The sequence below is a fragment of the Psychroserpens sp. XS_ASV72 genome (genome assembly GCF_041224425.1).
GTDB lineage: Bacteria > Bacteroidota > Bacteroidia > Flavobacteriales > Flavobacteriaceae > Psychroserpens.
This window is the reverse complement of the sequence record NZ_JBGFGL010000076.1, coordinates 277,199-296,536: the sequence shown is the minus strand read 5'-3', so window position 1 is coordinate 296,536 and position 19,338 is coordinate 277,199. Positions and strand designations below refer to the sequence as shown.

The following is a 19,338-nucleotide window of genomic DNA, read 5'->3' as shown; positions in this document are numbered from 1 at the left end:
TACATGAAAAAGAAAAATTGCAAATAATTTGTTTTAGGGTTGATTGAAAGCTAACAACCAAACCTTTATAAGGGTTACCATAATTATGTTATGGTATTTTAGAGTTTTTTTGTTAGTTGAAAGCACTTGTTGGATTCCCAACAGGTGCTTTCTTTTTACAAATATTATTTTAGCCCTAACTAAGGGGAAGAGTCAAAACCATATATTGTTTGAAATTTAAGGTGTAACGACACCTAAAGTATACAATTGCTCCATAGTAGGAGATTCACTACCACCAGCAGGTTCTAAAGTAATTCCAAAAGCCTCGCTTTCGTTGGCATTAGCAATTTCAAAGATTTTGTTTTCATCGTCATTGAAATCATCAATGGTTCCTAAACTTGTAGGTGTCAATGGATTTAAGGTCAACGACCATACTTGCCAAACTTTACCTTCAGGAGCATTAGGAAGTCCTTGAGCATCTAAATAGATACTATTGTCGGCCTTGTTCCAATATACCTTAGCATACGAATCTGCAAAATTCCCTTGACCACCTAGTGGTACAGAAATTATATTGCGATCACGTAGTACATTGAATAGTTGTTCTTTGGAAGCTAAATCGGTTTTAGCTTGCTCTATTTGTTGCTCTAAATATCTGTTTTCAATATCAGCATCAGATAGTTGTACTTCCAATTGTTTGTTTTGAGTGATTGTCCATAACAAACCTGCGCCAAAAATAAGGGCTGCAGCCCAACCTGTATAAGTAAACCATTTGGTTCTAGATCTAGGCATAGGAATTACTTTTGCATCATCAGGGTTAAATTCAAGTTGTTCCTTGATTAATGCCATGGTACGTTCACTTACTCCAGGAGAAACCGCTTCACCAAGTTTTATGTAGGCGGTTTCAATTTCAAGTACTTCCTGTAAAATTTCAGGATGTTGTCGCATCAGGTCATAGACGTCCTGATTTTCCTTTTCAGAAAGTTGGCCTGTGACGTACAACTCTAATATTCCAGTTTCTATATAAGCTTTAATATCCATTTTAATTCACTAACATTTGTCGCAATTCCTTGATACAATTTCTATTTCTAGTTTTGATTGTTCCAATAGGCATATCTAAACTTTCAGAGGCTTCTTTTTGGGTGAATCCTTTAAAATAAAGGAGCTCAATCACCTCTTTACATTTTTTCGCCAACTTGCCAACAAATTTCTTGATGCCAATCGCATCGGTTTTATTGTCTAAGTTTTCATTGCTGTGTATGATATCTACGAAAAAATCCGCATTGAGGTTCTTGTTACTATTCTTAAACGCTTTAGATCTTGTTTTATCTATAGCTGCATTTCTGGCAATATTTAAGATCCAGGTGAAAAAGCGTCCTTTAGATGTGTTATAGGTTGAGGCATTATGCCAAGCTTTAATAAAGACATCTTGAAGGACCTCTTGAGCAATATCGTGATCTCGAACAATATTGAATATAACTCCATGCATACTATCCTTGTACATATGGTATAGGCTTTCAAAAGCCTTTTCATCCTTATTTTGGAATTGAATAACTAATTGGTCTAGTTGCATAAAGTGTCAGTGTTCGTTGTAGTAAATATATAAAGAAAAGAGCCACAAATAAAGTTGTGACTCTATTTTAACTTGAAATGTAATGGTGGTATATTATTCGATAATTCCTCCGCAGCTAACTCTAGCACTAGCAGCGCCAGAAGGTTGTGATGTAAAATCGTCAGTACCTTGATGAACAATAATGGCCTTTCCTGTAATATCTTTAGTATCATCTCCACAGCCAATGCACCATTGATCAGTAACCATTGTGATAGTGGCATGCCCATTTTCATTAGCGGTTAAATTACCAATGTCGCCTTTGTGATACCCTTTGTCATCACCCCATTTCCCATGTGGCTGACCTGTTGGATTCCAATGGCCTCCAGAAGAAGAACCATCATTAGCAGAACAATCTGCCTTTTCATGTATATGGATAGCATGTTCACCTGGCGATAAACCATCCACTACGGCTATCATGGTGACAACACCATCTTCTTGAGTAAATACAACATTACCAGTTACATTACTGTCACTTTTGGACTCGAGAGTCATGACCAGTTTACGCTTTTCTGAATAGTAAGCTGGTGTTTCTTTGTTCTCCATTTTTTTAGTGTCTGAAGTCGTTTCCACTGTTTCCTCTTTAGTGTCTTCTATAATAGTTTCTGACGCTTTCTTATCATTTTTACAGGATACAATTAAGCAGGATGCTACAATCGCTAATCCTAAAAATCGTTGTTTTATCATATTCAAATTATGTGTTTGGTTTCACTAGGAAATATAATGAATATTTAATTGGTGTTAAAATTTAAATGATTTAAAATCATTACATGATGAATATCATTTTAATTTTGAGGGAGATACGCTAACTTTACTAAAGAACGTTAGCTTTATAAGTTTTTTGGTAACCTATAAAGCCTTATATTGAAACCGCAACAATTTAAACTTAAATCATGAATAAAATAATAGTACCTCTAGATTTTTCCGAACATTCTGAATATGCCTTGGAAACTGCGGCTGTTCTAGCTAAAAAAAACAACGCAGAAATTTTGGCATTGCATATGTTGGAAATGGCCAATAATGTTCTTATCGATTCAGATGATGAGCAAAATGCACAAACCGTTTTCTTTTATAAAATGGCAGAAAAGAAATTTGAAGAGTTCTTACAAAAAGATTATTTACAAGGAATAAACGTCACACCAATCGTTAAGCATTTTAAAGTATTTAGTGAGGTAAGTGATGTTGCTGATGATCACAGTGCAGATTTAATTGTGATGGGATCTCACGGCGCAAGTGGTCTCACTGAAATTTTTGTAGGATCTAATACTGAAAAAGTCGTAAGACATTCGAATATTCCTGTACTTGTTGTGAAGCAAAAACCAGAAAATGTCACCTTTGACAATGTTGTTTTTGCATGTGACTTTACTGAGGAAATGATCCAGCCGTATCTTAAGGCTTGTCAATTTTTTGATAAATCCGATTCCAAGTTAAAGTTGCTTTATGTCAATTTACCAGGAGAACGCTTCAAGAGTTCTTCCGAAATGGAATCAGCTGTAGCACATTTCTTGGAAAAAGCTGATGGCAACTTGAATAAAATTAATGACATTCATTATATATCAGATTATACTGTAGAAGAAGGTGTAATTAATTTTGCCAATTTAACAGGAGCTGATTTAATAGCAGTACCAACACATGGACGTAAGGGTATTGCACATTTCTTTAGTGGAAGTATTGGTGAGGATATTGCAAACCATGCTATGTTACCAGTAATTACTTTTAAAATTTAAGCAGTTATTGATGTCACAAAACAAAAAAGAGTTAGAAATATTATCTAACTCTTTTTTTATGCATTACAAGTCATATCATAATTGTTTAATTAGGTAGTTAATAAGATCAGTAGTTGTGACGATTCCTACTAGATCTCCATTTTCAACAACTGGTAAGGCATGAAAGTCATTACTTGTAATGATCTTTGCTACTTCTTTTATATCGGTATTTGAAGTCACTGTAACTACATTTTTGGTCATGACTTGATCTATAGTAAACATATTGTAAACTACGGTATCTACTTCAGATTCATCATCACCAACAGCATCTGCAAAACTGATACGTAGCAAATCGGTATAACTTAGCATTCCTATGACGATATCTCCAGAAACAACTGGAATATGTCTAATGTGATGTCGTTTGAACAATCGTTCAGCACTTTCTAAATCGTCACTGCGATTCAAAGCGATAATATTTTTGGTCATAATTTCAGACACAGGTACTATAGTTCTCATGGCGTTAGTTTTTAAATTCATTACTAAAGTTACCGATAACTTATCCTGAATACTATGATAATTATCATAAAAAATGCCACATTAAAAATCTAATTTTGAGAAGATTACAATTGTATTATGGGCTCGCAATCTGTACAACCAATATCAAGTCGATCTCAACGAAGGCAATTCATATATCATCTGTTGAATGATATTGAAGCGCTAGATATGATGATCAAGTCGGATGCTTTTGAAAAAGGGATCCAACGTATTGGTGCCGAACAAGAACTATGTATTGTAAATAAATCCTATAGACCTTCATTTAATGCACTAAAAATTCTTGAGCTCATTAACGATAAACATTTTACCACAGAACTGGGATTGTTCAATCTTGAAGCCAACTTAGATCCGTTAAAATTAAAAGGAAAATGTTTTTCAAAGTTGGAAAAGGACTTAACACAGTTACTAAAAAAAGCCAAAAGTGCAGCTAATGCTATCGAGGAAAATAAAATTATTCTCACCGGAATCTTGCCAACTTTTAAGCGTACCGATTTGGTGTTTGAGAACATGACACCTTATCAGCGCTACAAGGTTCTTAATGATGTCATGCGCAAAGTTAGAGGAGATGATTTTAGAGTTCGCGTAAGAGGTGTTGATGAGTTGATTCTCGACCATGAGTCTATTTTGTTTGAAGCTTGCAATACCAGTTTTCAAGTCCATTTACAAATTGATTTAGAAGATATCATAGATCAATACAATTGGGCTCAAGCCATTGCTGGACCAGTATTGTCCTTAATGACTAACTCACCATTGTTATTGGGAAGGGAACTGTGGAGCGAAACCCGAATTGCGCTCTTTCAACAAAGTATTGACCTGAGAAATAAATCACATTTGTTACGAGAACAAAAGGCTCGAGTGAGCTTTGGAAATGACTGGGCAAGAGATTCTATATTAGAGGTCTTTACAGATGATGTCGCTCGATACGCACCTTTGGTAACGTCAGATTTTGAAGATAACGATCCTATTTCAGATTTAAAGAAAGGAATTAAGCCTGATTTAAAAGCTATTGGTTTACATAACGGTACGCTTTATAAATGGAATCGTGTGTGCTATGGTGTGCACAACAATATTGCCCACTTAAGAATTGAGAATAGATATATTCCTGCTGGTCCTAGTATTAAGGATGAGGTGGCGAATGCCATGTTTTGGGTCGGACTCATGCTAGGCATGCCAGACGATTGTAAATCTATTTGGAAACGCATGGCCTTCAAAGATGCTAAAGGCAATTTTATTAAAGCCGCAAGAACAGGACTAGATACATACTTCAATTGGTTTGGAAAAGGAATATCGGCAAAAAAGTTGGTCCGAAAAATACTTCTCCCAATGGCGCGTGAAGGTTTGCTTAAGGCAAATGTTGATCGTAATGATGTCGACCAATACTTAGGAATTATTACTGAGCGTATAGACAGAAATACCACAGGTAGCAAATGGTTGGTAAGAAGTAGTCGATTTTTACAGGAAACCGTATCTCGAGCTGAAGCCAATATTTTACTAACCCATTATATGTATAAAAACCAGCAGGCCAATATCCCTGTTCATGAGTGGGAGCTAGCACAACCTTTAGAACGATTGGATGCGAGCTCAAACGATAAGGTGCATAAAATTATGTCAACCCAAATTTTTACAGTTGATGAAAATGATTCTATCAGACTTATAAGAAATGTGATGGAGTGGAAGCATATTCATCATATTCCGGTTATCAACGACCATAACAAAATCGTTGGAATCATTTCAGCAAAAGATATCAAAGGTATCGACAAGTTTGATGACTATTCTGCAGAAGATCTTATGAGTAAAGACATCAAGATTGGACATCCAGATATGACCATTGATGAGGCTGAAACCTTAATGAACAGTCATGCCATTCGATGTCTGCCAATTGTTGACCATGATGAACTTGTTGGGATTTTAACCGCAACAGATTTAGAAAAAATAAATATCGAATAATGATTAGCGAAGTTACTAAACCAAAAACTGAAATTATCAATAAGCGCATTTTTTACAATCAAAGCAATAGTAAGGAAGGAATTACCTTGATATGTATTGGTGGTATCCATGGTAATGAACCTGCAGGTATTTATGGTATGCAAAAAGTCATTTCTGATATGATCGTTAATGATATCACATGTAAAGGTAATTTCTACGCTTTGATTGGTAATATGAATGCTCTTAAACATCATGTGCGCTATCAGGATTTTGATTTGAATCGATTATGGACCAAAGAGGAAATTTTGTCTTTAAGCGATGATGATTATTATGAATTTGAGGAACAACGAGAACAAAAGGAGCTTTACACAACTATAAAATCCATTTGCGAAAACCATACAGGTAATTTTGTTTTTGTCGATTTGCATACGACCTCTTCACCAACCGTTCCTTTCATGACCATCAGTGATTCGCTCAATAATAGAAACATAGCCAAAAAATTTAATGTACCAATTGTCTTGGGGATTGAAGAGTATCTTGACGGACCATTGCTATCATATATCAATGAGTTTGGTCATGTGTCTATTGGTTTTGAAGCTGGTCAGCACGATGATGAGAAATCTGTGCATTATTGTGAGGCTTTTATTTGGTTGATGATGGAAAAAATCGGATTGGTATCTAAGTCTGATTTTGATTACAAGGAACTCAACAAGCGGTTACAGATTGAGCGTGGATTCTATGAAATCATTTACAGGCACTCACTTTCAGATTCCAATCAGTTTAAGATGAAACCTGGCTATGAAAATTTTAATCACGTTTTTAAACATCAGCTTTTAGCTAATGATGGCATCAGTAAAGTGACGAGTCCGTTTAATGGTTTGATTTTTATGCCATTGTATCAAAAACAAGGTGAGGATGGATTTTTTATTGTGAAGCGGTTGTCTAAATTTTGGTTGGTCTTGTCTTCTGTGCTTCGAAGCCTGAAATTCCATCAGTTTCTTAGATTGTTACCAGGAATATCAAAGCATCCAGACAATCCTTACGGATTAATTGCTAATAGAAAGATTGCTCTGTTCTTAACTACTAAGATTTTCCATTTGTTCGGTTACAGAAAGAAAGTGATTGTTGGTGATAAAGTACATTTTATAAAACGCGATAGGAAAGTATCTCCTTTTTTATAGTTGTTATTTTCGACGCATTTTCCCTGTCATTTCTTCAATATTGATAACAAATACAATTGGAATATCATTCTTTTCAATTTTAGCTGAAAATTCGCTGATAAAGCTAAGGTCACGATGTTCTTTGTTCAATATAACTTCCTTAACACCTAATGAAAATTCATGGAGCAATGCCTTTGCATTACTGCCTTCAAATTCCTCATAACTGCCATGAACAGCAATCGATTGCCAATGGTTAATGGTGGTGATGTCTGAAACTTCTAAAGCGACAGGTGCATGTTTTCGCATAGCATCAATTTTATGTCCTTCACCTGAATAACAAATAATCCTGTTATCACTGAAATAATAGGTAATTGGGATTACAAATGGTCTATCGCGATAAATGTAGGCCAAATGACCAATGTAATTTTGCTTTAAAATAAGCTCGCAATCCTGTCTGTCTAAACTTTTAATCATGATACTATACTTTAGTTGTTTAGGCTATGGAAGATCATTAGCGGCAATATAATGACCTTGCTCAGTTCTACTGCTGGCGATTCGGTAAGCAAGCGTTTAATAAATCCTTTATCGTGTACAATTAAGCCAGTCATATCAATGGTATTCGCTTCAATATAATGAATGACGGCGTCATAAAACGATTTGTGTTTTTCTACTGAGTATGTACAGTTGTAGTTTTCCAAATGTGTCAAATCAAACTTTGTATGCTTCTCAGCTTCAGCTGAATTGCAAACACGAAGAATATGGAAATTCAAATCATAATTCTCAACAAAATCATGTACGGTTTTAAGCTGGTTTTCATGAAAATCATCATCTACTTGGAGCGGTAACAAAAAGTTGGAAATAGCTTTGTATGTATAACCGTTTGGAACTACCAATGTTTTGCATAGTACATTTCTGATCACATTAAGCGTATTGCTTCCAAATATAATTTCCTTGGCACCAGTAGCTCCATTGGAACCGATTACCACCAAATCTATATCGTTTACTTTAATGGCTTGATTCACGGCATCTGTAAAGACATCAAAATCGATGATAGTCTCAAAATGATGTTTCTTGTTTTGATAACGGTTAGTAATTTCAGAAACAATCAATTCAAGGTTTTCTTTGGGCTTTTTAGTTAAGGAATCATAAATACTTTGATTGGATGCCATTACCAAATCATCAGAGATAAAAGTACCAGCCTTATGAACATTCATTAAGTAGAATGTACATTCCTGTGTCTCAAAAAACTGCAAGGTATAATGCACCGCATTCATGGCGCTATCAGAAAAATCGGTAAGAAGTAATATACGTTTCATAAGAATGATGTAATTACTTAAAGTTACACAATTCTTTCAAGAAAAACCATGACGAAAGTCATTTATATAGCTTAATGACACTCAATGGCACTAGATGCCATATCTGCGATAGGAGCAGGAGAGAGGTAAGGAATACCTAAGCCTAAGCCTCTAAGAATGAATAATAAACCGATAATCACAACGGCAACAGGAATCGCTTTTTGAATGCGTTGTTTCATAGAGGTGTTTAGAAATTTACCAAGATAGATCGCTGTCGTCATCAATGGAATCGTTCCAAGACCAAACAATACCATATACAAACTGCTTTCTAAAGCACTTGCCATAGCCAAGGAAGCAAAAACGGCCATGTACACCAGTCCACAAGGTAAAAATCCGTTTAAAAATCCGATGGTCAATAAAGTGTCAGCCGATTTCTTTTTAAGGGCTTGTCCTAAAGCCGATTTCACCTTGGAAATGATACGATACAAGGGTTTTGAAAAATTGTATTTGTTGAAGGTTGTTGCAGGAATCAGAACGACAACAATCATCAAGATGCCGATAGCAATCGATAATTGTTGTTGGATGCCAAAAATATAAAGGCTTTTTCCTATTAGTCCGAAGAACAGTCCAATCAAGGCATAGGCCAACAATCGTCCTAAGTGATAGGTTGTAATCTGAGTGACTTTTCTAAACGAATTACTGCGATCTACTGGAAGCATAAAGGCAATTGGGCCACACATGCCTACGCAGTGAAAACTTCCCAATAAACCAAATATGACTGCAGACCATAACATCTAGTACACGATTTCCTTTTTGTATAGATACGATTTTCCTTTATATTGCCAATCGATTTTAATGTTCCAACGACCATCCAACAAACGTTTGTCAGGTATGAGCAAATTGTGGTCAGACAGAGAAATTGAGCTTTCAAAGTCTACTTGTTTGTTAGATGGTCTATATAGGAACACTTTTCCCTCAATAAATTTAGGTTCAAAGTTTTCAGGAAACTGGATCACCAAACCATCAATGGTGCGTTTCCAAGAAATATCAGTATCTAAAGCTTTGGAGTTTTTCTCTTTTTCAATATCGTTTTGATATTCCAACTCCGCTTTGTAATAGTTTTCATTAACCAGATCATGATCTAGCTTTTTATCGGTATGCATTGTGATAACGAAGTACAGGATAAAGCATATAAATCCAATAAAGGCTAAAACAATTCCGGTTCCCCAATTCATTTTCATAGTCTTATCTTTTTTGGCATTCACACATCAGCTCTGCTTCTGTGTGTCAGGCTTTCGGTAGTCGCTTTTTTGTGTTACAAAAAGAGCTCCAACAATACCTCAATCCTTAATGCGGTTTATTTTATTATTTGTTTTGCAACAAAAGTTAAATGATATACGTACATCTTTCCATTGGCATCTATCTCACTACTCATATCTCATTACTCTTAGTTGTAACTTCTCGGACCTAAAAAGTTGACTGTTGTGTTTTCGATTAATTTGTCGCCACTGTAGACGTCAATCATTAACTTCACCTTGTCGCTTTTTAAATCCTTTTGATCAATTTCTATGAACAGCGTGCCTTCAGCCAGTCCTTGTTCAGGTACTTCAATCTCACCAGTATTCGATACCAATTTGATGGTGCCTTCCATTTTTCGAAGCTTAAAATTGACATCCTCAATTTTCTCTGTGGTCTTATTGATCAGTTTATAGGTAAATACATTACTAATCATAGTCTCACCTTTGTGCTCATAGAGTTGTCCCGGTAATCTTAACACTCTAGCTTCAACATCATTACGTAATAAAAGCATACCAATCAACACACCAATCAAAATAATTAAAACGGCTGTGTAACCTTTCAATCGAGGCGAAAACTCAAATTTCTTTTTCTTTTCAATATTCTCCTCACTAGCATAACGAATCAAACCTTTAGGGAGATTGATGCTTTCCATAATGGTATCACACTCATCAATACAAGCCGTACAGTTTACACATTCCAATTGTGTTCCGTTTCTAATGTCAATACCTGTCGGACACACATGTACACACTGCAGGCAATCAATACAGTCGCCATGGCCTAAAGCCTCACGATCTTCATTCTTTCTAAATTTCTTTCTTCCGTTTTCACCTTCACCACGTTTATGATCATAGGCTACAACAATCGATTTGTTGTCTAATAACACACCTTGTAATCGTCCATACGGACAAGCAATGATGCAAACCTGTTCTCTAAACCAGGCAAAAATGAAATAAAACACACCTGTAAAGATGATTAATGGGAACAAAGTTCCTAGATGCTCCATAGGACCATCACTAATATATCTCAACAGTTTATCGCTTCCAATGAGATACGCTAGGAAAATATTCGCAATCAAAAAGGAGATGATCAAGAAAATGGTCCATTTCAAAAGCCGTTTTCTAATCTTTTCAGCATCCCATTTTTGACGATCGAGCTTACGTTGTTTATTTCGATCTCCATCAATCCAATACTCGATACGTCTAAAGACCATTTCCATGAAAATGGTTTGCGGACAAATCCAGCCACAGAAAATACGCCCAAAACCTACTGTAAACAATGTGATGAATACCACGCCAATAATCATTGAGATGACGAACAGGTGAAAATCCTGTGGCCAAAATGGGAAACCGAAGATGTTAAAACGACGTTCCAAGACGTTGAACATCAAGAATTGGTTGCCATTGATTTTTACAAATGGTGCTGCAAAGAGAAATGCTAATAAGATATAACTTACCAGTTTTCTTTTATCATAATACCTGCCACTTGGTTTTTTTGGATACACCCAAGCACGTTTACCTTCATCAGTTATGGTTCCAATGGAATCTCTAAACTTTTCGTTGTCCTCTGTATTCACAATTACATTTTTAAATTAAGGTTTGGTGTTGGCTGGTAATGTGACTTTTTACAGTATGGTTTTTAGTTGATAATATCGGTTGTTTCCACTTTAATAACCGAATCTGTTTTGATTTCCATGGCTTCTGTTGGAATGTCTTCAGCAGGTGCATCTTCTGCAACCCAAATGTCACCTTCTGCAGCTTTTGGTTCAGCTGGAGTAGTGCCTTGGAATTGTAAAACATAACTCGCAACCTGAGCCATTTCAGATGGTTTCAAACTTTGTTTCCAAGCTACCATACCTTTACCATCTCGACCACCTTCAGAAATAGTTTTAAAAACGTTTTTGATACCACCACCAAGAATCCAATGTTGATCGGTAAGATTCGGACCAATACCGCCACCACCATCAGCTTTGTGACAAGCGACGCAGTTGGTTTCAAAAATGGCTTTTCCAGCCTTTAGGTCATTGGCATCAGTAAGCACTTGTACCGTATTAAAATCTACAAGATCTTTTGCTGTTTTTTTGTATTCTTCAATCTCAATTTTTGCTTGAGCCAAACTCGCCTCTAATTCTTCAAATTGATTTTCACCATTGAAAATATGGAATCGCACCAAGTAAATAGCTGCAAAAACAATCGACGCGTAGAAACCGTAAAGCCACCATGGCGGAAGATTATTGTCAAGCTCCTTGATGCCATCATAATTATGGTCAAGAATAATCTCATGTTCTTCCTCCATAGGTTTGCCACCTTTGAGCTTTTCATAGGTGTCGTTAACCCATGCTACAAGCTTTGAAGGTTGTGATTTTTGAGTGTCAAATCGGGCTTTTGCTTCCTCATCCAAACTTTGGTAAAGTACATTTTTGATGGATGATACAATACCTTCAACCGCAAGGATAATCAGTAAAACTAATACTAAGAATAAAAGCACCATTGGTTCCTTGATAAATGCTGGCTTGTCACCAGAATCTATGGCGTATTCAACAATACCCATGATTATAAAGAATACGACAGGTACTCTTATCCAAGATGGAATAAAATTTCTCATAATTCAGTTGTATTTTGGTTGTCTAACGGAAGGTTACTCACCTTATTGATATAGTCTTTTTTTGCAGTTATTACCCACCAGAATAGGATGACGAAAAAACTGAAAAATATTAGTAAGGAAATCACAGGATATATCTCAACTCCTGTAATGGTTTCCATATGGTTTTTTACAAATTTTAGCATGACAAATTAGTTTTGTGTTGATGAAACTTCGTTATCCTTAACCTTAATATCGGTTCCTAATCGCTGTAGATAAGCAATAATGGCTACAATTTCACGATTGCGCATCTCAACAAAATCAGCTCCTCCTGCTTTTTTATCAGCTTCATAGGTTTCCGCAAAGTCAGGATCAGAATACAGGTTCTTTTCAATTTGCGTACCTTGTTCTGCCATCGACTGTTGTGCATTGGCAATGTCTTCTTCGGAATAAGGAACACCAAGTTTTACCATCGTTCTCATCTTGGCTTCAGTCTGAGTTTTATCTAGCTCATTTCTAATTAGCCATTGATAAGCTGGCATGATAGAACCAGAAGACGTACTTTGTGGATCATACATATGGTTGAGGTGCCAGTTATCGGAATACTTACCTCCTACACGATGTAGATCTGGTCCAGTACGTTTACTTCCCCAAAGGAATGGATGGTCGTAAACGTATTCTCCAGCTTTGGAGTATTCACCATAACGCTCAACTTCACTTCTAAAAGGTCTGATCATTTGAGAGTGACAACTTACGCAGCCTTCTCTAATATAAATATCACGACCTTCTAACTCAAGAGGTGTATAAGGTTCTACACTGCTAATTGTTGGTATATTGGATTTCACCATAATGGTAGGCACAATTTGTACAATACCACCAATCAAGATTGCAATAGTGGCATATATGGTTAATTTGATTGGCTTACGCTCTAACCAAGTATGCCAACCTTCACCAGCAACACGTCTTTTAGAGACACGTTGTAAAGCTGGTGCTTCAGCCAATTCGTCTGTAACCTTGCTTCCTTTGGAAATGGTTACGATAATGTTGTAAACCATGATGAGCATACCCGTTATGAATAGCGTACCTCCAATAGCACGCATCCAATACATAGGGATGATTTCAGAAACTGTTTCCAAGAAGTTACCGTAAACCAAGGTGCCATCAGGATTAAATTGTTTCCACATACTGGCTTGGGTAAATCCTGCAACATACATTGGCAACGCATACATGATGATACCTAAAGTACCAATCCAGAAGTGGAGGTTTGCCATGCCAACAGAGTAGAGTTTTGTTTTAAAGAGTCTAGGTACGAGATAGTAAATCATACCAAAGGTCAAGAAGCCATTCCACGCTAAAGCTCCAACGTGCACGTGGGCAATAATCCAATCGGTAAAGTGTGCAATCGCATTGACGTTTTTAAGGGAAAGTGTTGGCCCTTCAAAGGTAGCCATACCATAACCTGTAATAGCCACAACCATAAATTTTAGAACAGGATCGGTTCGAACTTTATCCCAAGCACCACGCAGTGTTAAGAGTCCGTTGATCATACCTCCCCAAGATGGCATCAATAACATGACAGAAAACGTCACACCCAAGTTTTGTGCCCATTCAGGAAGTGCTGTATATAATAAGTGGTGTGGTCCAGCCCAAATGTAAATAAAGATTAAAGACCAAAAGTGTACGATAGATAATCGATATGAATACACAGGTCTGTTAGCAGCTTTTGGAACAAAGTAGTACATCAACCCTAAAAAAGGTGTGGTCAAGAAAAATGCTACTGCATTATGGCCATACCACCATTGTACCAAGGCATCTTGTACACCTGCATAAACCGAATAACTTTTTAATCCATTAACAGGAAGTTCTAAACTGTTAAAAATATGAAGTACAGCAACGGTTACAAAAGTTGCGATGTAGAACCAAAGCGCAACGTATAAGTGACGTTGTCTACGCTTTAAGATGGTTCCAATGAGGTTCCAACCAAAGACCACCCAAACCAAAGCAATGGCAATATCGAAAGGCCATTCCAATTCAGCATATTCTTTAGATGTTGTATATCCTAACGGAAGTGTGATTGCAGCTCCAACGATAATTAACTGCCAACCCCAGAAATTTATTTTACTCAAAAGGTCGCTAAACATTCTGGCTTTTAGCAAACGCTGAGACGAATAGTACACACCCGCAAAAATGGCATTACCTACAAAGGCAAAGATAACAGCGTTGGTGTGTAACGGTCTTAATCGACCAAAACTCAACCAGGAATATCCATCTGTTAGGTTAGGGAATAAAAACATAAATGCCAGTAGTAGACCTACCAACATTCCTACAACTCCCCAAAGCATCGTTGCATAGAGGAAATTTTTAACGATTTTGTTATCGTAATGAAACTGTTGAACTTCCATAATAATTTAATTAGTCTTATTTGATTTAATAGATGGTTTTTGTTGCTTCTTGACGAGTTCATCTTCAAAAAGCATTCGTACAGATGGTGTGTAACTATCATCGTACTGTCCATTTCTTACAGCCACAATAAAGGCCACAAAAAAAATGACAGCTACTACAATGCTCACACTCAATAAAATATATATAACGCTCATACCTACTTGAAGTTATGGTTCAAAAATACTCTGATTTAGCAGCACATAATATGATTTTTGTCATGTTTGAAAAAAATTAAATGGTCATTGAAAATACTTGGGTTTCTGGTCGACTTTCATGAAGCCTTAAATCAAAGGCCATGCATATATTTCTAATGAAAGGTTTGGCTTCTTCCCTCACGATTAAATTAGTTTTATCAACCACAATCAATCCATCTTTTTCCGTTTCTTTTAAAGCTGATAAAACCGAATTCAATTTTGAGAATTTTAAGTTTTGGTCTTCCCACGAGGTTTCCAAATGACACATGATATTTAAAATATGTTGTCTGATTACAATGTCTTCTTCGGTTAAAATATGCCCTCTTAATACTGGAATCTCACCAGAATTGACTAGGTTTTCATATGCCTTTACGGTTTTGACATTTTGCGAAAATCCATACCAACTGTCACTAATAGCAGACATTCCTAAGCCTACCATTAATTGGGTCGTGTTGGTGGTATAACCCATAAAATTTCGGTGTAAGGTTTTATCAATCGTTGCTCGGTACAAGGCATCATTTTTTAAAGCAAAATGATCCATACCGATTTCTTCGTAACCCAAATCCATCAACTGTTGTTTGCCCATATCATACAAGGCTCTTTTTTGATCACCTTTAGGTAAATCCGCTTCGTCAAATCCGCGTTGTCCAACACCTTTAACCCAAGGCACATGCGCATAACTGTAAAATGAAATGCGATCGGGTTTTAAGGCTTTGGTTTTGTTTATGCTATCAGACATTGTTTCCAAGGTTTGAAATGGTAACCCAAAAATAAGGTCATGACTAATAGAGGTATAACCAATCTCTCGAGACCATTCGGTCACCTTTTTCACCTGTTCAAATGACTGTACTCTATGAATGGCCTCTTGAACTTTAGCATCATAGTCTTGAATGCCAAAACTAACTCTTGTAAAACCTAGATTGTAAAGAGTTTGCAATTGTTCTTTTGTTGTATTGTTTGGATGACCTTCAAAACTAAATTCATATTTGTCATGTAAATCGGCATCTTTTAGAAGTCCGAGCATCAACTTTTCCAAATTCTCAGCAGAAAAAAACGTTGGTGTTCCACCACCTAAATGGATTTCCTTGATGATGGGTTTCTTCTCCATTAAATTCAAGTACAGCTTCCATTCCTTTAAAACCGTTGCGATGTAAGGATCTTCAACAGAATGCCTTTTGGTAATATGCTTGTGGCAAGCGCAAAATGTGCACAAGCTTTCGCAAAACGGTAAATGAATATATATACTAATACCTTGATCTGAATTACTTTCAATAAAGGATTTTTGAAAGGTTTCAATCCATTTGTCTTTAGTGAATTTGGATTCATCCCAAAACGGAACGGTTGGATAACTTGTATATCTCGGACCAGGAACGTTGTATTTTTGAATCAGATTTGCAGTCATACTTTAGATAATTTTCTTCCTAAAACATTAGTAGCAATGGTTGTAAATACTACGATGCTGATAGAACTTAATGGCATTAAAATGGCAGCTATCACTGGAGCTAACTGACCTGTGACTGCAAAATATAAACCAATGGTGTTGTAGATAAATGATAAGACAAAGCTCCATTTAATGATAGAAATGGCACCTTTTGAAGCTTTTATAAACTCATAAAGTTGTTTGAATTTTGTCGCATCTAAAATTGCATCACAAGCAGGAGAAAAGACATTGACATTTTCTGAAATAGCGATCCCAACATCACTTTGAGCTAAAGCACCTGCATCATTCAAGCCATCACCAACCATCAGTACTTTTGCACCTTCCGATTGATGATACTTGATGTATTCCAGTTTGTCATCAGGTTTTTGATTAAAAATCAATTTAGTTTTTGAAGGCAATAGTTTTTTTAAATTTTCTTCTTCGCCTTCATTGTCTCCTGAAAGAATTACCAAATCGTAATCTGGTTTTAATCGGTTGAACAATTTAGACAAGCCTTTTCTATAGCTATTGTAAAAAGTAAACTTTCCTTTATAGGTATTATTGGTGCTAACATGCACAGTTGTATTTAAAACGGAAGATTCTTGAGCACCAACAAAACTGGCAGAACCGATTTTGATTTGTTCATTATTATACGAAGCTTCAATACCTTTACCTAAATGTTCTTCAAAATGGTTTAGAGGAATGATGTTGTGTTCATCTAAAATATCATACAAACTCCTACTTAAAGGATGGTTAGAACCTCGGAGTGTGTTTTTCAAGAGTTCTTCTTCGGAAGCTGTTAAGGCAATACCTTCATAATTAGCCGTACTTTTTCTATTAGAGGTAATGGTTCCGGTTTTGTCGAAAATAATAGTGTTTATAGAAGCTAATTGTTCAATGACAGAAGCATTTTTGACATAAAACTTAAGTTTTCCGAAGATGCGCAACAAGTTACCAAAAGTAAAAGGCGCTGATAAAGCAATGGCACACGGACAAGCAATTATAAGTACAGCTGTAAAGACATTCATAGCTTTGGAAGGGTCTACAAACAACCAGTAGGCTGTAGCAATAAAGGCAATGCTAAGCACTACAATGGTAAAGCGTTTGCTAATGGTATTGGTTAAATTTCGGAAACCATCTTCCTTGTTTTTAGAAAACACATCATTACTCCAAAGTTGTGTAAGATAACTTTGCTCAACAGAATTTATGGCTTCCATTTCAATCACTCCAGAAGTTTGCTTACCTCCTGCAAAGAGTTTATCGCCAGATGATTTTCTAACCGCTTCAGATTCACCAGTGACAAAACTGTAATCAATTTTAGCTTTTCCGTTTATTAAGATACCATCCACTGGAATCAACTCTTCATTTCGTATCAATAGACGATCTCCTTTTTTGATATCGTAAACCTGGATAGGTGTTTCTGTCTTATTGTTATCAATTTTTGTGATGGCAATTGGGAAATAGGATTTGTAATCACGTTCAAAGGATAGGAAAGTGTACGTTTTTTGCTGAAAGAACTTTCCGAGTAATAAAAAGAATACCAAACCAGTAAGGCTATCAAAAAATCCAGAGCCTAAGTCAAACGCAATATCGACAGTACTTCTCAAAAATAGAACTGCAATTCCAAGTGCAATAGGTACATCAATATTGAGCAGTTTTGATTTCAACCCTTTGTAGGCCGATACGAAATAATCTTGTCCAGCATAAAACACCACAGGTAAGGAATAGGTAAACATCAACCAACGAAATAGTGGCTTGTATTGTTCTAACCAATACTCACCAATTTCAAAGTATTCGGGAAAGGAAAGGAACATCACATTTCCAAAGGCAAATCCAGCAACACCTAACTTGTAGATCAAACTCCTGTTGACGTTCTGTTTTCCGGTTTTAAAATCGTCAAGAGAAATATAAGGCTCGTAACCAATGGAACTTAATAGTAGCACTACGTCCTTTAATGAACAAGCTTCAGCTTTATAAGTCACACGAACGGTTTTCTTACCAAAATTGACTTGAGAACTTGTAATATTGGGATTGAGCTTGTTGAGGTTTTCTAAAATCCATATACAGGAACTGCAATGGATATGAGGAATATAAAGCGTAGCAATTTGTGTTTGTCCGTCATTAAATTCCGTAAGCTTATCAATAATATTGTCTTGTGATAGAAAGTCGTACTTACCTTCGATTTCCTTTGGAATAGCTCCAGGCGACTCCTGTAGATCGTAGTAACACGTGAGATCGTTCTCAGAAAAGATTTCATAAACCGTTTTACAACCATTGCAACAAAACGGTTTGTCGTTATAAGTGATAACGTTTGTACCACAATCGTCACCACAATGGAAACATATTGTCTGCTCCATATTAATTTGCTCATTTATACCTGTGACAAAGGTTACATTAAAAGCCATAATAAAATATGATATTTGTCATGCTTTTATTAAATTTGAACAACGATTTTTTTACTAGGTATGAGTAAATGTGAACAATGCATAATAAGGGAGTTTAACTCGCTTAAAGCTTTGACAAAGGATGAGTTAATACGTATTTCTGGATGCAAAACTTCAAAGGAAATCAAAAAAGGCGATGTCATTTTTGAAGAAGGTGATACTATAAATGGTGTCTATTGTATTAAGGAAGGTATCTGTAAACTTTCCAAATTGAGTGCCAATGGTAAGGACCAGATTATTAAACTGGTTGTGAAAGGCGATTTGTTAGGTAAGAATTCTATTATACGAGAGGAAACCTCAAACCTAACAGCAACTGCACTTAATGATATGGAGGTCTGCTTTATACCAAAAAATGAGATTATTAATGATTTGAAAAAGAATACAGATTTCTCATTGGATGTATTGAAACAAATGGCAAAAGACCTCAAGGATTCAGACAATATTATTGTTAATATGGCACAAAAATCCGTAAAGCAACGTCTTGCAGATATTTTAGTGTACATCCATGAAAGTTTTGGAGTTGATGATGATGGTTATTTGAGTGTTATTTTATCAAGAGAAGATTATGCCAATGTGGTTGGAACTGCTACGGAATCTGCAATTAGAATTCTATCCCAATTCAAGAAAGAGGATCTAATTTCTACACATGGTAAACAGATTAAGATTATAGACCTTAATGGTTTAAAGCAAATGGAATAAAAAAAGCCCTATCGTCGATAGGGCTTTTTCTGTATC

At 36.0% G+C, this 19,338-nt stretch carries 19 protein-coding genes; 4 read left to right on the top strand and 15 right to left on the bottom strand.

The window, feature by feature from the left end; genetic code table 11:
* Positions 1-216 precede the first annotated feature (216 nt).
* From AB9K26_RS08610 to AB9K26_RS08600, 3 genes are all read right to left on the bottom strand, one after another.
* Complete coding sequence (locus AB9K26_RS08610) at positions 217-1,017, bottom strand: anti-sigma factor domain-containing protein (protein WP_369972151.1); 801 nt, start codon at positions 1,015-1,017, stop codon at positions 217-219.
* A gap of 1 nt (position 1,018) precedes the next feature.
* Positions 1,019-1,549: an RNA polymerase sigma factor gene (locus AB9K26_RS08605; RefSeq protein ID WP_369972150.1), complete on the bottom strand. Its 531-nt coding sequence runs from the start codon at positions 1,547-1,549 to the stop codon at positions 1,019-1,021.
* 93 nt (positions 1,550-1,642) lie between these two features.
* Complete coding sequence (locus tag AB9K26_RS08600) at positions 1,643-2,272, bottom strand: superoxide dismutase family protein (protein WP_369972149.1); 630 nt, start codon at positions 2,270-2,272, stop codon at positions 1,643-1,645.
* Positions 2,273-2,478: 206 nt separating this feature from the next.
* Between AB9K26_RS08600 and AB9K26_RS08595 the strand changes: the two genes are divergently transcribed.
* Complete coding sequence (locus AB9K26_RS08595) at positions 2,479-3,312, top strand: universal stress protein (protein ID WP_369972148.1); 834 nt, start codon at positions 2,479-2,481, stop codon at positions 3,310-3,312.
* A gap of 75 nt (positions 3,313-3,387) precedes the next feature.
* Here the strand turns inward: AB9K26_RS08595 and AB9K26_RS08590 are convergent, their stop codons facing one another.
* A complete protein-coding gene (locus AB9K26_RS08590; RefSeq protein WP_369972147.1) occupies positions 3,388-3,807 on the bottom strand; it encodes a CBS domain-containing protein in 420 nt (139 codons plus the stop codon).
* 117 nt (positions 3,808-3,924) lie between these two features.
* Between AB9K26_RS08590 and AB9K26_RS08585 the strand changes: the two genes are divergently transcribed.
* Together AB9K26_RS08585 and AB9K26_RS08580 are read left to right on the top strand one after the other, a co-directional pair.
* Positions 3,925-5,793: a CBS domain-containing protein gene (locus tag AB9K26_RS08585; protein ID WP_369972146.1), complete on the top strand. Its 1,869-nt coding sequence runs from the start codon at positions 3,925-3,927 to the stop codon at positions 5,791-5,793.
* The gene (locus tag AB9K26_RS08580; RefSeq protein WP_369972145.1) at positions 5,793-6,953 is read left to right on the top strand and encodes a succinylglutamate desuccinylase/aspartoacylase family protein; all 1,161 of its coding nucleotides are present in this window, start codon (positions 5,793-5,795) and stop codon (positions 6,951-6,953) included. The genes AB9K26_RS08585 and AB9K26_RS08580 overlap by 1 nt, the downstream gene beginning before the upstream one ends.
* A gap of 3 nt (positions 6,954-6,956) precedes the next feature.
* Here the strand turns inward: AB9K26_RS08580 and AB9K26_RS08575 are convergent, their stop codons facing one another.
* From AB9K26_RS08575 to AB9K26_RS08525, 11 genes are all read right to left on the bottom strand, one after another.
* Complete coding sequence (locus AB9K26_RS08575) at positions 6,957-7,406, bottom strand: pyridoxamine 5'-phosphate oxidase family protein (RefSeq protein ID WP_369972144.1); 450 nt, start codon at positions 7,404-7,406, stop codon at positions 6,957-6,959.
* An 11-nt stretch (positions 7,407-7,417) separates the two neighbouring features.
* Positions 7,418-8,248 (bottom strand): universal stress protein, encoded by an 831-nt coding sequence (locus AB9K26_RS08570; protein ID WP_369972143.1) that lies wholly within the window; start codon positions 8,246-8,248, stop codon positions 7,418-7,420.
* Between the two features lie 71 nt (positions 8,249-8,319).
* Entirely contained in the window at positions 8,320-9,021 is a 702-nt protein-coding gene (locus tag AB9K26_RS08565; RefSeq protein ID WP_369972142.1) for a sulfite exporter TauE/SafE family protein, read from the bottom strand.
* Complete coding sequence (locus AB9K26_RS08560; protein WP_369972141.1) at positions 9,022-9,462, bottom strand: FixH family protein; 441 nt, start codon at positions 9,460-9,462, stop codon at positions 9,022-9,024.
* 212 nt (positions 9,463-9,674) lie between these two features.
* Positions 9,675-11,099, bottom strand: a complete 1,425-nt coding sequence (gene ccoG / locus AB9K26_RS08555; RefSeq protein WP_369972140.1) for a cytochrome c oxidase accessory protein CcoG — start codon at positions 11,097-11,099, stop codon at positions 9,675-9,677.
* A 62-nt stretch (positions 11,100-11,161) separates the two neighbouring features.
* The gene (locus tag AB9K26_RS08550; RefSeq protein WP_369972139.1) at positions 11,162-12,127 is read right to left on the bottom strand and encodes a cbb3-type cytochrome c oxidase N-terminal domain-containing protein; all 966 of its coding nucleotides are present in this window, start codon (positions 12,125-12,127) and stop codon (positions 11,162-11,164) included.
* Positions 12,124-12,309 carry a CcoQ/FixQ family Cbb3-type cytochrome c oxidase assembly chaperone gene (locus AB9K26_RS08545; RefSeq protein WP_369972138.1) on the bottom strand — a complete coding sequence of 62 codons (186 nt, stop codon included), beginning with the start codon at positions 12,307-12,309 and terminating at the stop codon, positions 12,124-12,126. The genes AB9K26_RS08550 and AB9K26_RS08545 overlap by 4 nt, the downstream gene beginning before the upstream one ends.
* A gap of 6 nt (positions 12,310-12,315) precedes the next feature.
* Positions 12,316-14,505 carry a cytochrome-c oxidase, cbb3-type subunit I gene (gene ccoN / locus AB9K26_RS08540; RefSeq protein ID WP_369972137.1) on the bottom strand — a complete coding sequence of 730 codons (2,190 nt, stop codon included), beginning with the start codon at positions 14,503-14,505 and terminating at the stop codon, positions 12,316-12,318.
* A gap of 6 nt (positions 14,506-14,511) precedes the next feature.
* Entirely contained in the window at positions 14,512-14,700 is a 189-nt protein-coding gene (ccoS, locus tag AB9K26_RS08535) for a cbb3-type cytochrome oxidase assembly protein CcoS (protein ID WP_369972136.1), read from the bottom strand.
* Positions 14,701-14,776: 76 nt separating this feature from the next.
* Entirely contained in the window at positions 14,777-16,141 is a 1,365-nt protein-coding gene (gene hemN, locus AB9K26_RS08530) for an oxygen-independent coproporphyrinogen III oxidase (RefSeq protein ID WP_369972135.1), read from the bottom strand.
* Complete coding sequence (locus AB9K26_RS08525; protein ID WP_369972134.1) at positions 16,138-18,516, bottom strand: heavy metal translocating P-type ATPase; 2,379 nt, start codon at positions 18,514-18,516, stop codon at positions 16,138-16,140. The genes hemN and AB9K26_RS08525 overlap by 4 nt, the downstream gene beginning before the upstream one ends.
* A gap of 108 nt (positions 18,517-18,624) precedes the next feature.
* Between AB9K26_RS08525 and AB9K26_RS08520 the strand changes: the two genes are divergently transcribed.
* The gene (locus tag AB9K26_RS08520; protein WP_369972133.1) at positions 18,625-19,302 is read left to right on the top strand and encodes a Crp/Fnr family transcriptional regulator; all 678 of its coding nucleotides are present in this window, start codon (positions 18,625-18,627) and stop codon (positions 19,300-19,302) included.
* The last annotated feature ends 36 nt before the right edge of the window (positions 19,303-19,338 follow it).

What these genes read in the sequence shown, in the direction of transcription:
- ccoN (WP_369972137.1), bottom strand. Translation starts at nt 14,505, where the DNA reads ATGGAAGTTCAACAGTTTCATTACGATAACAAAATCGTTAAAAATTTC.
- AB9K26_RS08610 (WP_369972151.1), bottom strand. Translation starts at nt 1,017, where the DNA reads ATGGATATTAAAGCTTATATAGAAACTGGAATATTAGAGTTGTACGTC.
- AB9K26_RS08545 (WP_369972138.1), bottom strand. Translation starts at nt 12,309, where the DNA reads ATGCTAAAATTTGTAAAAAACCATATGGAAACCATTACAGGAGTTGAG.
- AB9K26_RS08565 (WP_369972142.1), bottom strand. Translation starts at nt 9,021, where the DNA reads ATGTTATGGTCTGCAGTCATATTTGGTTTATTGGGAAGTTTTCACTGC.
- AB9K26_RS08600 (WP_369972149.1), bottom strand. Translation starts at nt 2,272, where the DNA reads ATGATAAAACAACGATTTTTAGGATTAGCGATTGTAGCATCCTGCTTA.
- ccoS (WP_369972136.1), bottom strand. Translation starts at nt 14,700, where the DNA reads ATGAGCGTTATATATATTTTATTGAGTGTGAGCATTGTAGTAGCTGTC.
- AB9K26_RS08595 (WP_369972148.1), top strand. Translation starts at nt 2,479, where the DNA reads ATGAATAAAATAATAGTACCTCTAGATTTTTCCGAACATTCTGAATAT.
- AB9K26_RS08560 (WP_369972141.1), bottom strand. Translation starts at nt 9,462, where the DNA reads ATGAATTGGGGAACCGGAATTGTTTTAGCCTTTATTGGATTTATATGC.
- AB9K26_RS08590 (WP_369972147.1), bottom strand. Translation starts at nt 3,807, where the DNA reads ATGAGAACTATAGTACCTGTGTCTGAAATTATGACCAAAAATATTATC.
- AB9K26_RS08605 (WP_369972150.1), bottom strand. Translation starts at nt 1,549, where the DNA reads ATGCAACTAGACCAATTAGTTATTCAATTCCAAAATAAGGATGAAAAG.
- AB9K26_RS08550 (WP_369972139.1), bottom strand. Translation starts at nt 12,127, where the DNA reads ATGAGAAATTTTATTCCATCTTGGATAAGAGTACCTGTCGTATTCTTT.
- AB9K26_RS08585 (WP_369972146.1), top strand. Translation starts at nt 3,925, where the DNA reads ATGGGCTCGCAATCTGTACAACCAATATCAAGTCGATCTCAACGAAGG.
- AB9K26_RS08520 (WP_369972133.1), top strand. Translation starts at nt 18,625, where the DNA reads ATGAGTAAATGTGAACAATGCATAATAAGGGAGTTTAACTCGCTTAAA.
- AB9K26_RS08525 (WP_369972134.1), bottom strand. Translation starts at nt 18,516, where the DNA reads ATGGAGCAGACAATATGTTTCCATTGTGGTGACGATTGTGGTACAAAC.
- hemN (WP_369972135.1), bottom strand. Translation starts at nt 16,141, where the DNA reads ATGACTGCAAATCTGATTCAAAAATACAACGTTCCTGGTCCGAGATAT.
- AB9K26_RS08575 (WP_369972144.1), bottom strand. Translation starts at nt 7,406, where the DNA reads ATGATTAAAAGTTTAGACAGACAGGATTGCGAGCTTATTTTAAAGCAA.
- AB9K26_RS08580 (WP_369972145.1), top strand. Translation starts at nt 5,793, where the DNA reads ATGATTAGCGAAGTTACTAAACCAAAAACTGAAATTATCAATAAGCGC.
- AB9K26_RS08570 (WP_369972143.1), bottom strand. Translation starts at nt 8,248, where the DNA reads ATGAAACGTATATTACTTCTTACCGATTTTTCTGATAGCGCCATGAAT.